Genomic DNA, 12,935 nt, shown 5'->3' with positions numbered 1-12,935 from the left:
AGCCATCTGCCCATGACCCATATCCCCAAAGCGGAATACAGCCGTCGCCGCAAGGCCCTGATGGCGCAGATGGAACCCAACAGCATCGCGATCCTGCCCGCCGCCGCGGTGGCGATCCGCAACCGCGACGTCGAGCATGTCTATCGTCAGGACAGCGACTTTCAGTACCTCAGTGGATTCCCCGAACCGCAGGCGGTCATCGTCCTGATGCCCGGCCGCGAGCATGGCGAGTACGTGCTGTTCTGCCGTGAACGCAACGCCGAGCGTGAGTTGTGGGACGGCCTGCGCGCCGGGCAGGAAGGCGCGATCCGTGATTACGGCGCCGACGACGCGTTCCCGATTACCGACATCGACGACATCCTGCCGGGCCTGATCGAAGGCCGCGACCGGGTGTATTCGGCGATGGGCAGCAACCCGGAGTTCGACCGGCACCTGATGGACTGGATCAACGTGATCCGCTCCAAGGCGCACCTCGGCGCCCAGCCACCGAACGAATTCGTTGCCCTGGATCACCTGCTGCACGACATGCGCCTGTATAAATCGGCGGCAGAAGTGAAGGTGATGCGCGAAGCAGCGCGGATTTCCGCTCAGGCGCATATCCGGGCGATGCAGGCCAGCCGGCCGGGACTGTACGAGTACAGCCTGGAAGCCGAGCTCGATTACGAGTTTCGCAAGGGCGGGGCGAAGATGCCGGCTTACGGCTCGATTGTCGCCGCCGGACGCAACAGCTGCATCCTGCATTACCAGCAGAATGACGCGCTGCTCAAGGACGGCGATCTGGTATTGATCGACGCCGGTTGCGAAATCGACTGCTACGCCAGCGACATCACTCGCACCTGGCCGGTCAACGGCAAGTTCTCGCCAGAGCAAAAAGCGATTTACGAGTTGGTGCTGGCCTCGCAGGAAGCCGCATTCGCTGAAATCGCCCCGAACAAAAACTGGAATCAGGCGCACGAAGCCACGGTTCGGGTGATTACCACGGGCCTGGTAAAACTTGGATTGCTGCAAGGCGAGGTCGACGAATTGATCGCGACCGAAGCTTACAAAGCGTTTTACATGCACCGTGCCGGGCACTGGCTGGGCATGGATGTACACGACGTCGGCGAATACAAGGTCGGCGGCGAATGGCGGGTGCTGGAGGTCGGCATGGCGCTGACCGTGGAGCCGGGCATCTACATCGCCCCGGACAACCAGAACGTAGCAAAGAAATGGCGCGGCATTGGCGTGCGCATCGAGGATGACGTGGTAGTGACCAAAACCGGTTGTGAAATATTGACCAGCGGCGTACCGAAAACCGTCGCCGAGATCGAAGCGCTGATGGCGCAAGCACGGACCCACGCGGCATGAGTCGAGTCAATCTGGCAATCATCGGCGGCGGCCTGGTCGGCGCCAGTCTGGCGCTGGCCTTGCAGGCCGGGGCCAAGGCGCGCGGCTGGAAAATCGTCCTGATCGAACCGTTCGCCCCCGGCGACAGCTGGCAGCCGAGCTACGACGCCCGTTCATCGGCGCTGTCCTTCGGTTCGCGGCAGATCTACCAGCGGCTGGGTGTGTGGCAGGAGATATCCCGCCGCGCCGAGCCGATCAAACAGATTCACGTCTCCGATCGGGGTCGCTTCTCCACTGCCCGTCTGTCGGCGATGGAAGAGGGCGTGCCGGCCTTGGGTTACGTGGTGGAAAACGCCTGGCTCGGCCAGTGCCTGTGGCAGCACCTCGATAAAGACGTGATCAGCTGGCGTTGCCCGGCGGAAGTCACGCGCATGGAGCCGCTGGCTGACGGCTATCGCCTGACGCTCAACGATGAAACCACGCTCGAATGTGATCTGGCGGTGCTGGCCGATGGTGGCCGCTCTGGTCTGCGCGAGCAGTTGGGCATCAACGTGCGCAAGCGTCCGTACAACCAGAGCGCGCTGATCGCCAACATCACCCCGAGCGAAGCTCACAACGGCATGGCCTTCGAGCGCTTCACCGACGAAGGGCCGATGGCCTTGCTGCCGCTGCCGGACAACCGTTGCGCACTGGTCTGGACCCGCCTGGGCATGGACGCGCAGCGTTTGGCCGATTTGAGCGAGCGCGATTTCCTCAGCGAACTGCAGGGCGTGTTCGGCTACCGCCTCGGCACCCTGAAACAGGTTGGCGCGCGGCATCTGTATCCGTTGTCGCTGGTCGAGGCCGAAGAGCAGGTGCGCTCGCATCTGGCCGTACTCGGCAATGCCGCGCACAGCCTGCACCCGATTGCCGGGCAGGGGTTCAACCTGTCCCTGCGTGATGCCGATGCCTTGGCCGCCGCACTGCTCGCCAGCGACCAGCCGCTGGGCGACTTCGCCACGTTGCAGGCCTATCGCGAGCGCCAGCGGCTGGATCAGGACCTTACAGTAGGCTTCTCCGATCAGGTCACCCGCCTGTTCGGCAGCACCCAGCCGCTGGTGTCGCTGGGGCGCAACATTGGCTTGCTCGGTCTCGATCTGCTGCCACCGGCCAAGCGCTGGTTTACCCGTCAGGCCATGGGGCTGGGGACGCGGCCGGATGCTTGAGCGGCGGATCGTCACTTTCACTTTCAGCAGCGCGCCGCCCACTGGCGCGCTCGCTAAAACCCTTTACGGGCGGCGCATGCCGCCAGCGAGACAGGCTTAAAGCATGGAAATGCGCGCAGATCTGCTGATTGTCGGAGCCGGAATGGTCGGCAGCGCCCTCGCGTTGGCGCTGCAGGACAGTGGCCTGGAAGTGTTGCTGCTCGACGGCAGCCCGCTGAGCGTCAAACCGTTCGATGCCGCCGCGCCGTTCGAGCCGCGAGTGAGCGCCTTGTCGGCGGCCAGCCAGCGGATTCTCGAACGCCTTGGCGTGTGGGACGGCATCGCCAAACGCCGCAGCAGCCCGTACACCGACATGCATGTGTGGGACGGCAGCGGCACCGGGCAGATTCATTTCTCGGCGAGCAGTGTGCACGCCGATGTGCTGGGGCATATTGTCGAAAACCGCGTGGTGCAGGATGCCTTGCTCGATCGTTTGCACGACTGCGATCTGGGCATGCTGGCCAACGCACGGCTGGAGCAGATGCGTCGCTCCGGTGATGACTGGCTGCTGACCCTGGCCGATGGTCGCCAGTTGCGTGCGCCGCTGGTGATTGCGGCGGACGGCGCCCATTCGGCGGTGCGCCGGCTGACCGGCGTTGCCACCCGCGAGTGGGATTACCTGCACCACGCCATTGTCACCAGCGTGCGCAGCAGCAAGCCGCACCGGATGACCGCGTGGCAGCGTTTCACCGATCACGGGCCGCTGGCGTTTCTGCCGCTGGAGCGTGACGGGCAGCAAGACTGGTGCTCGATCGTCTGGTCGACCACGCCGAGTGAAGCCGAACGCCTGATGGCGCTGGATGAAGCCGCGTTCTGCCGTGAGCTGGAGCGTGCGTTCGAAGGTTGCCTGGGCGAGGTGATCAGCGCTGACCCACGGTTGTGCGTGCCGCTGCGTCAACGTCACGCCAAGCGCTACGTCGCCGAAGGGCTGGCGCTGATTGGCGATGCGGCGCACACCATTCACCCGTTGGCCGGGCAGGGCGTCAACCTGGGTTTCCTTGATGCGGCGGTGCTGGCTGAAGTGCTGCTGCAAGCTGCGGAACGCGGCGAGCGCCTGGCGGATGTGAAAGTGCTGAGTCGTTACGAGCGTCGGCGCATGCCGCACAACCTCGCGCTGATGGCGGCGATGGAGGGCTTCGAACGCTTGTTCCAGGCCGATCCGCTGCCGGTGCGCTGGTTGCGCAATGCCGGGTTGAAGCTGGTGGAGCAGATGCCCGAGGCCAAGGCTCTCTTTGTTCGTGAAGCACTGGGCCTCACAGGCGACCTCCCCGCGCTCGCCAAACCCTGAGTCGATAACGCTCTCTGTAGGAGCTGCCGAAGGCTGCGATCTTTTGATCTTGTTTTAAGATCAAAAGATCGCAGCCTCGTTTCACTCGGCAGCTCCTACAGGGGGTGTGTTGCCCTGTGCAACATCTGGTAACTCCTTGGAAAAGAGTTCGATTGAGGTGGTAAATGTGAGTCCTTATCATTTGGCCCACATTTTCCGACCGAGAGATCACTCCCATGTTGGCACCCAAGCGTCTTCTGACTGCACTGGCCCTGACCCTGATCGGCAGCACTACCGCCCAGGCCGCCGACGAGGTGGTGGTCTACTCCTCGCGTATCGATGAGCTGATCAAACCGGTGTTCGACGCCTACACCGCGAAAACCGGGGTGAAGATCAAGTTCATCACCGACAAGGAAGCGCCGCTGATGCAGCGGATCAAGGCCGAAGGTGCAAACGCCAGCGCCGACCTGCTGCTCACCGTCGATGCCGGCAACCTCTGGCAAGCCGAACAGATGGGCATCCTGCAGCCGTTCACCTCGAAGACCATCGACGCCAATATTCCCGCGCAATACCGTTCGTCCACCCATGCCTGGACCGGCCTGAGCCTGCGCGCGCGGACCATCGCTTACTCCACCGAGCGCGTTAAGCCGGGCGAACTGACCACCTACGAAGCGCTAGCCGACAAGAATTGGGAAGGACGCCTGTGCCTGCGCACGGCGAAGAAGGTCTACAACCAGTCGCTGACCGCGACCATGATCGAAGTGCACGGCGCCGAGAAAACCGAGAAGATCCTCAAAGGCTGGGTCAACAACCTGTCCACCGATGTGTTCTCCGACGACGTCGCGGTGCTGGAAGCGATCAACGCCGGGCAGTGCGACGTCGGCATCGTCAACACCTACTACTATGGTCGCCTGCACAAGCAGAAACCGGACCTGCCGGTAAAACTGTTCTGGCCGAATCAGGCCGATCGCGGCGTGCATGTCAACCTGTCCGGTATCGGCCTGACCCAACATGCACCGCACCCGGAGGCAGCCAAGGCGCTGGTCGCATGGATGACCACACCTGAAGCGCAGAAAATCTTCGCCGACGTGAACCAGGAATTCCCGGCCAACCCGGCGGTGGCACCTTCGGAAGAAGTGGCAGCGTGGGGCAAGTTCGTCGCTGACACCTTGCCGGTGGAAGTGGCGGGCAAGCGACAGGCTGAAGCGATCCGCATGATGGATCGTGCGGGCTGGAACTAAAACCTGGTTATATCCTGTGGCGAGGGGATTTATCCCCGATGGGGTGCGAAGCACCCCCAATGCCCTTAATCAAAGCGTACTGATACACCGCGGGCGTAGTTTTTACGAATGCTGCGCATCCGATCGGGGATAAATCCCCTCGCCACAATTGGGCTGGCATTACTCTTGCGCCGACCCACGATTTATTAGAGAACCCCCTTGGCCCACCCCGCCCAACGCCGCTGGTACCCCATCGTCCTCGCCATTGCCGCGCTGGTGCTGCTGCCCCTGAGTGTCCTGCTGCTGTCGTGGCAGACCATTGATCAGCAAATCTGGTCGCACCTGTGGCAAACCCAGATGCCGCGCCTGCTGGGCAATACCCTGACGCTGGTGCTGGGCGTTGGCGTCGGCGTGACGCTGCTCGGCGTCAGTCTGGCATGGCTCACCAGCCTCTGCGAATTCCCCGGGCGGCGCTGGCTCGACTGGGCGCTGATGCTGCCGTTCGCCATTCCGGCCTACGTGCTGGCGTTCGTCTTCGTCGGCCTGCTGGACTTCGCCGGCCCGGTGCAAACCCTGTTGCGTGAGTGGTTCGGCAGCGGCCTGCGCCTGCCGCGTGTGCGCTCCACCGGCGGGGTGATTGTGGTGCTGGTGCTGGTGTTTTATCCCTACGTTTATCTGTTGGCGCGCACCGCGTTTCTGGCGCAGGGCAAAGGCCTGATGGAAGCGGCGCGGGTCCTCGGGCAATCGCCCTGGCAGGCGTTCTGGCGGGTGGCGCTGCCGATGGCGCGTCCGGCGATTGGCGCCGGTGTGGCACTGGCGCTAATGGAGACGCTGGCGGATTTCGGCGCGGTGTCTGTGTTCAACTTCGACACCTTCACCACCGCGATCTACAAGACCTGGTACGGCTTCTTCAGTTTGCCGAGCGCGGCGCAACTGGCGAGCCTGTTGCTACTGGTGGTGATGCTGGTGCTTTACGGCGAGCGGCGTGCGCGTGGCGCCAACCGGGCGAGCAACGAACGGCCGCGGGTCAAGGCGCTGTATCACTTGCAGGGACTCAAGGCGTTCGCGGCGACCGGCTGGTGCGCTCTGGTCTTTGCCTGTGCGTTCGTGATTCCAGTCCTGCAACTCATTGTGTGGTTCTGGCAGCGCGGGCGCTTTGATCTCGATGAGCGCTACGCCGGACTGATCCTGCACACCTTGTACCTGGGTGGCATGGCAGCCTTGATCACCGTCAGCGTCGCGCTGCTGCTGGCTTTTGCCCGACGACTGGCGCCGACCCGGGCGATCCGTTCCGGAGTCAGTCTGGCCAATCTCGGTTATGCGTTGCCGGGTTCGGTGCTGGCGGTGTCGATCATGCTGGCGTTCAGTTATCTCGATCGCGAACTGGTGATTCCGCTGTCGGGCTGGCTCGGTGGCGCCGGCAAGCCGCTGCTGCTGGGCAGTCTGGCGGCGTTGCTGATGGCCTATCTGGTGCGTTTCATCGCCGTGGCGTACGGGCCGCTGGAAAACAGTCTGGCGCGTATACGGCCTTCATTGCCCGAAGCAGCACGTAGTCTGGGGGTCAGTGGGCCGCGACTGTTTTTCAAAGTGTATCTTCCGCTGTTGCTGCCCGGCACGTTGAGCGCGGCGTTGCTGGTGTTCGTCGATGTGCTCAAGGAAATGCCCGCGACCCTGCTGATGCGCCCGTTTGGCTGGGACACGCTGGCGGTGCGGATCTTCGAAATGACCAGCGAGGGCGAGTGGGCACGGGCGTCGCTGCCGGCGCTGACCTTGGTGTTGGTCGGCCTGTTACCGGTCATTGGCCTGATCCGCCGCTCGGCGCACCGAAACACTTAGTAGTGAGTCCTGAATCATGCGGCTACAATGCGCGGCATTCGGTGCGGTTCGTCTGACAGACCCGTTCGCTGAAATCGGCTGAAAGCCTTCTATTTCGCGGCTTTCATCCCGTACAGCGGCTGTCCGCACCTTCGCCACGCCCGGAAGGAGAAACCCATGGGACAGCGTACGCCTCTGTATGACCTGCATCTCGCCCTCGGCGCGAAGATGGTCGATTTTGGCGGTTGGGACATGCCACTGCATTACGGCTCGCAGGTCGAGGAACACCATGAGGTGCGCCGCGATTGCGGGGTGTTCGATGTTTCCCACATGACCGTGATCGATGTCGCCGGTGTCCAGGCCAAGGCCTGGCTGCAGCATTTGCTGGCCAATGACGTCGAGCGCCTGCATCGCCCCGGCCGCGCGCTTTACAGCACGATGCTCAACGAGCGTGGCGGCATCGTCGACGACATGATCGTCTATCGCCTCGAAGACCGTTATCGTCTGGTATTCAACGCCTCCACTCGCGACCAGGATCTGGCGTGGATGCAGGCGCAGGTCGCCGGTTACGACGTGCAATTGCATGAGCGTCAGGATCTGGCGATGCTCGCCATTCAAGGCCCGCAGGCCCGGCAGAAAATTGCCGAACTGGTGACCCAGTCCCGCGCCGAACTGATCAAACATCTCAAACCGTTCGAAGCTCACGTCGATGGCGACTGGTTCATCGCCCGCACCGGATATACCGGTGAGGATGGCCTGGAAATCGCCTTGCCGGCCGAGCAAGCGCCGGGATTTTTCAACGATCTGGTCGGTGCCGGCATTTCGCCGATCGGCCTCGGCGCCCGCGACACGCTACGGGTCGAGGCAGGGATGAACCTCTACGGCCAGGACATTCATCAGGATGTCTCGCCGCTGGCGTCCAATATGGCCTGGAGCATCGCCTGGGAACCGGCCTCGCGGCAGTTCATCGGTCGTGCTGCGCTGGAAGCGGAAAAAGCCGCCGGCGTTGCGCACAAACTGGTGGGGCTGGTGCTTGAGGAACGCGGTGTTTTACGCGCCCATCAGGTGGTTCGTATCGCCGATGTTGGCGAAGGAGAGATCACCAGTGGTAGTTTCTCTCCTACGCTGAGCAAATCGATTGCCCTGGCGCGTGTACCGATGGCCACCGCCGACCGCGCCGAAGTGGAAATCCGTGGCAAGTGGTATCCGGTACGAGTGGTCAAACCGACCTTCGTGCGCCATGGCAAAACCTTGATCTAACCTTTTCCGGCGGGCCTGACCGCTGACAATTTTTTGAGGACACCAAGCATGAGCAATATCCCCGCCGAACTGCGTTTTGCCGAAAGTCATGAGTGGGCGCGTCTGGAAGCCGACGGCACCGTTACCGTGGGCATCAGCGATCACGCGCAGGAAGCACTGGGCGATGTGGTGTTCGTCGAGTTGACTGAAGTGGGCAAGGTGTTTGCTGCTGAGGATCAAGCTGGCGTGGTTGAGTCGGTGAAAGCGGCCTCCGATATCTACTCGCCGATTGCCGGCGAAGTCATCGCCGTCAACGAAGAGCTGAGCGGCTCTCCGGAATTGCTGAACTCCGATCCGTACGGGGCGTGGATCTTCAAGCTCAAGCCAGCCAACGCTGCTGATCTGGACAAGCTGCTGGACGCCGCCGGCTACAAGGCTGCAATCGGCGAATAATCCTCGCTCTGTAGGAGCTGCCGCAGGCTGCGATCTTTTGATTTTGTTTTTGAAGCAAGATCAAAAGATCGCAGCCTGCGGCAGCTCCTGCAGGCATGGCGGTTCAGGGCTTCAATACGGCTTTGACTGCCGCCACTGAACGCTCGACGTCGTCCTTGGTCATGCTGGTGAACATCGGCAACGACACAATCAATCGTCCGACCCGTTCGGCCACCGGCAACATCCCTTCCTTGAAACCGCGCTCGCGGTACAGACTCAACAAGTGAATCGGCGGGTAGTGATAGCCGATGCCGATGCCTTTGGCCTGCATCTGTTCCATGAACGTGGCCCGCGCCGGCAAGCCGTCCTTGCGCTCCGGCAGCACCAGCTGGAACAGATGCCAGTTGCTGTGGGTGAAATCCGCTGGCGGCAATTGCGCGCCATAGGTCGCTTCGAAGTCATCGCCAAAGCATTTGAAGTAGTGACGGGCCAGTTCCTGACGATGGGCGGTCAGCGCCTCGATATGGGCGAATTGGCCCAGACCGATGGTCGCGGCGACGTCGGTCATGTTGAACTTGCCGCCGAGCACATCAACGTCGAGACCGTCGAAGCCGTTGCGGGTCACGCCTTGCAGGCGATATTTCTCCGCCAGCCGCGCTTCTTCCGCAGTGTTCAGCACCAGACAGCCGCCTTCGGAGCAGGTCACGTTCTTGTTGGCCTGGAAACTGAACGACACGAAGTCGCCAGTGGCGCCGATGCGCTGGCCATTCCAGCTCGAACCCAACGCCTGCGCGGCGTCTTCGACAATCCGCAGATTGTGTTTGCGCGCGATGGCATATAGCCGATCCATGTCCACCGGCAGGCCGGCGAGGTACACCGGAATCAGCGCTTTGGTGCGCGGGGTGATCGCTGCTTCGAGCTTGTCCAGATCAATGTTGCGGGTCACCGGGTCGATGTCGGCGAACACCGGCGTGGCGCCGACTTCGAGGATCACGTTGGCGGTGGCGACCCAGGAAATCGGCGTGGTGATCACTTCGTCACCCGGGCCGATGCCGGCGATGCGCAGGGCGATTTCCATGGTGCAGGTGCCGGAGTTGAACGTGCGCACCGGGCGCCCGCCGAAGTATTCCGACAGCTGTGCTTCAAAGGCCTGTACCTTCGGCCCGCTGGTGATCCAGCCGGAGCGCAGCACGTCGCCGACGGCGGCAATCGTGGCTTCATCGATGACAGGTTTGGAAAACGGCAGGAACGGCAGTTGGCTCATGAGGGTTCGATCATCCGCAAGTTGGACGCCTGATGCAGGCGCTACAGCATGCCCCGGAACACCCGGCGCCGCCAAGCCGTGCGCGTCGGGATCGGCTGCTATGCTGGTTTGACCGTGTTGCATTGACGCCGAGCGCCAGCCAAGAGAGAGCCTGTCATGTCCCAGTTGCCATCCTTGAGCCAGTTACGCGACCCCGAAGCCTTCCTGCGCCGCCATTTGGGGCCCGATGCCGCCGAACAACAGGCGATGCTCGATAGCCTGGGCCTCGGCAGCCGGGTCGAACTGATCGAGCAGACGGTGCCGCCGGGCATTCGGTTGAACCGGGCGCTGGATTTGCCGCCGGCCCTTGATGAGCAGGCGGCGCTGGCCAAGCTGCGCGGTTATGCCGAGCAGAATCAGGTGTGGACCAGTCTGATCGGCATGGGCTACTACGGCACGCTGACGCCGACCGTCATTCTGCGTAACGTGCTGGAAAATCCTGGTTGGTACACCGCGTACACTCCGTATCAACCGGAGATTGCCCAAGGCCGTCTTGAGGCGCTGCTGAATTTCCAGCAACTGACCATCGACCTCACCGGGCTGGAACTGGCCAACGCCTCGTTGCTCGACGAAGCTACCGCTGCGGCGGAAGCCATGGCCCTGGCTAAACGCGTGGCGAAGTCGAAGAGCAATCTGTTCTTCGTCGACGAAAACTGTCATCCACAGACCATTTCCGTGGTGCAGACCCGCGCCGAAGGCTTCGGCTTTGAGCTGATCATCGACGCTGTGGATAACCTCGGCCAGCATCAGGTATTCGGCGCATTGCTGCAGTATCCCGACACCCACGGCGAGATTCGTGATTTGCGTCCGGTCATCGATCAACTGCACGCGCAGCAGGCGCTGGCCTGCGTGGCCACGGATCTGCTGAGCCTGTTGCTGCTGACGCCACCGGGTGAACTGGGCGCTGACGTGGTGTTCGGATCATCCCAGCGCTTTGGCGTGCCGATGGGCTACGGTGGCCCGCACGCGGCTTTTTTTGCCAGCCGTGAGGCGAACAAACGGGCGATTCCGGGGCGGATCATCGGCGTGTCGAAAGACGCCCGCGGCAACGTTGCATTGCGCATGGCCCTGCAAACCCGCGAACAACACATTCGCCGCGAGAAGGCCAATTCGAACATCTGCACCGCGCAGGTGCTGCTGGCCAACATCGCCAGTTGCTACGCGGTGTATCACGGGCCGCAAGGCTTGAAACGGATAGCGCAGAGGGTGCATCGGCTGACCTGCATTCTGGCGGCAGGCCTTGAACGCCATGGTATTACGCGAGTCAACGGGCAGTTTTTCGACACCCTCACGCTGGAGGTCGGCGGCGCGCAGAGCGCAATCATCGACAGCGCCAGGGCTGCGCAGATCAACCTGCGGATTCTCGGCCGTGGTCGAGTCGGGTTGAGCCTCGACGAGACGTGCGATGAAAGCACGGTGGCCAAACTGTTCGACGTGCTGCTCGGTGCCGATCATGGTTTAAACGTCGAGCAACTCGATGCAGAAACGTTGGTTTCAGGCATCCCCGACAGCCTCCAGCGCAAGACGCCTTACTTGCGCCATCCGGTGTTCAACGCACATCACAGCGAAACCGAGATGCTGCGCTACCTCAAGCAACTGGAGAACAAGGATCTGGCGCTCAACCAGTCGATGATCCCGTTGGGTTCCTGCACCATGAAGCTCAACGCCACCAGTGAGATGATCCCGATCACCTGGCCGCAGTTCGCCAATCTGCACCCGTTCGCGCCTCGGGAGCAGGCAGTCGGATACACCTTGATGATCGAAGAACTGCAGCGCTGGCTGTGCGCGATCACCGGGTTCGATGCGATCTGCATGCAGCCCAACTCCGGGGCTCAGGGCGAGTACGCCGGGCTGCTGGCGATTCGCAAATATCACGAGAGCCGGCAGCAGGGCGCACGGGATATTTGCCTGATCCCGTCCTCGGCCCACGGCACCAACCCGGCCTCGGCGCAGATGGCCGGGATGCGCGTGGTGATCGTCGAATGCGACGAGGCCGGCAACGTCGATCTGGACGACCTGAAAACCAGGGCGGCCGAGGCGGGGGACAAGTTGTCGTGCCTGATGGCGACCTATCCGTCGACCCATGGCGTGTACGAGGAAGGCATCAGCGAGATCTGCGAAGTTATCCACCAGCACGGCGGGCAGGTGTATATGGACGGCGCCAATCTCAATGCGCAGGTCGGGCTGGCGCGGCCGGCGGACATCGGCGCCGATGTGTCGCACATGAACCTGCACAAGACGTTCTGCATTCCCCACGGCGGAGGCGGGCCGGGCATGGGGCCGATCGGCATACGCGCGCACCTGGCGCCGTTCGTCGCCAGTCATCCGGTCGTGCCGATTGACGGCCCGCTGCCGCAGAATGGCGCGGTCAGTGCGGCGCCGTGGGGCAGTGCGAGTATTTTGCCGATCAGTTGGATGTACATCGCAATGATGGGGCCGCAATTGGCGGATGCCAGCGAAGTGGCAATCCTCGCGGCGAACTATCTTGCGCAGCATTTATCCGGCGCATTTCCGGTGCTGTATACCGGGCGCAACGGGCGGGTGGCCCATGAATGCATTCTCGATCTGCGGCCGTTGAAGGCGCAGACCGGGATCAGCGAAGAAGACATCGCCAAGCGCCTGATGGACTACGGCTTCCACGCGCCGACCATGTCTTTTCCGGTGCCGGGGACGTTGATGGTCGAGCCGACCGAGAGCGAATCCAAGGCCGAACTGGACCGGTTTATCGGCGCCATGCTGAGCATCCGTGCAGAAATCACCGAAGTGCAGAACGGCAACTGGCCGGCGGAAGACAACCCGCTCAAGCGTGCCCCGCATACCTTGGCCGATGTCACCGGAGTCTGGGAGCGGCCTTACAGCATCGAGCAGGGCATCACCCCGGATGCACACACCAAGGCGCACAAGTATTGGCCGGCGGTGAATCGGGTGGATAACGTTTATGGCGATCGCAATCTGTTTTGCGCCTGCGTCCCGGTGGACGATTACCGCTGATTTCCAGGTTGTACAACCGTCCAAATGTGGGAGCGAGCCTGCTCGCGAAGGCGTGGTGTCAGAAGACAAGCATGTATCTGACCCACTTTATTCGCGAG

At 62.4% G+C, this 12,935-nt stretch carries 9 protein-coding genes; 8 read left to right on the top strand and 1 reads right to left on the bottom strand.

All coding sequences use genetic code 11. The features are described 5' to 3' along the window. The first annotated feature begins 12 nt into the window (after positions 1-12). The 7 genes from pepP to gcvH all read left to right on the top strand — a co-directional run bounded on the left by pepP (position 13) and on the right by gcvH (position 8,564). A complete protein-coding gene (gene pepP, locus AC193Q_RS18945; RefSeq protein ID WP_041072078.1) occupies positions 13-1,347 on the top strand; it encodes a Xaa-Pro aminopeptidase in 1,335 nt (444 codons plus the stop codon). After that, positions 1,344-2,531 carry a 2-octaprenyl-6-methoxyphenyl hydroxylase gene (gene ubiH / locus AC193Q_RS18940; protein ID WP_121182551.1) on the top strand — a complete coding sequence of 396 codons (1,188 nt, stop codon included), beginning with the start codon at positions 1,344-1,346 and terminating at the stop codon, positions 2,529-2,531. Before pepP ends, ubiH begins: the two co-directional genes overlap by 4 nt. Before the next feature lie 109 nt (positions 2,532-2,640). Then, on the top strand, positions 2,641-3,858 hold the full coding sequence (locus AC193Q_RS18935) for a 2-octaprenyl-3-methyl-6-methoxy-1,4-benzoquinol hydroxylase (protein ID WP_183082866.1): 1,218 nt from the start codon (positions 2,641-2,643) through the stop codon (positions 3,856-3,858). 215 nt (positions 3,859-4,073) lie between these two features. Continuing rightward, positions 4,074-5,078: an extracellular solute-binding protein gene (locus AC193Q_RS18930; RefSeq protein ID WP_121182546.1), complete on the top strand. Its 1,005-nt coding sequence runs from the start codon at positions 4,074-4,076 to the stop codon at positions 5,076-5,078. Positions 5,079-5,276: 198 nt separating this feature from the next. After that, positions 5,277-6,893, top strand: coding sequence for an ABC transporter permease (locus AC193Q_RS18925; RefSeq protein WP_121182544.1), 1,617 nt, complete (start codon positions 5,277-5,279; stop codon positions 6,891-6,893). A gap of 156 nt (positions 6,894-7,049) precedes the next feature. Continuing rightward, a complete protein-coding gene (gene gcvT, locus AC193Q_RS18920; protein ID WP_047297212.1) occupies positions 7,050-8,132 on the top strand; it encodes a glycine cleavage system aminomethyltransferase GcvT in 1,083 nt (360 codons plus the stop codon). Positions 8,133-8,180: 48 nt separating this feature from the next. After that, on the top strand, positions 8,181-8,564 hold the full coding sequence (gene gcvH / locus AC193Q_RS18915; protein ID WP_041072090.1) for a glycine cleavage system protein GcvH: 384 nt from the start codon (positions 8,181-8,183) through the stop codon (positions 8,562-8,564). Positions 8,565-8,667: 103 nt separating this feature from the next. Here gcvH and AC193Q_RS18910 read toward each other — a convergent pair whose 3' ends face one another. Beyond that, positions 8,668-9,807 carry a DegT/DnrJ/EryC1/StrS family aminotransferase gene (locus AC193Q_RS18910; protein WP_047297211.1) on the bottom strand — a complete coding sequence of 380 codons (1,140 nt, stop codon included), beginning with the start codon at positions 9,805-9,807 and terminating at the stop codon, positions 8,668-8,670. A 156-nt stretch (positions 9,808-9,963) separates the two neighbouring features. On the opposite strand from AC193Q_RS18910, the gene gcvP reads away from it, so the two are divergent. Continuing rightward, positions 9,964-12,837 carry an aminomethyl-transferring glycine dehydrogenase gene (gene gcvP, locus AC193Q_RS18905; protein WP_483878691.1) on the top strand — a complete coding sequence of 958 codons (2,874 nt, stop codon included), beginning with the start codon at positions 9,964-9,966 and terminating at the stop codon, positions 12,835-12,837. Positions 12,838-12,935 lie beyond the last annotated feature (98 nt).

It is taken from the genome of Pseudomonas sp. F2 (assembly GCF_057174385.1).
The sequence above is the reverse complement of the archived record's forward strand: the minus strand, read 5'-3'. Positions and strand labels throughout refer to the sequence as shown.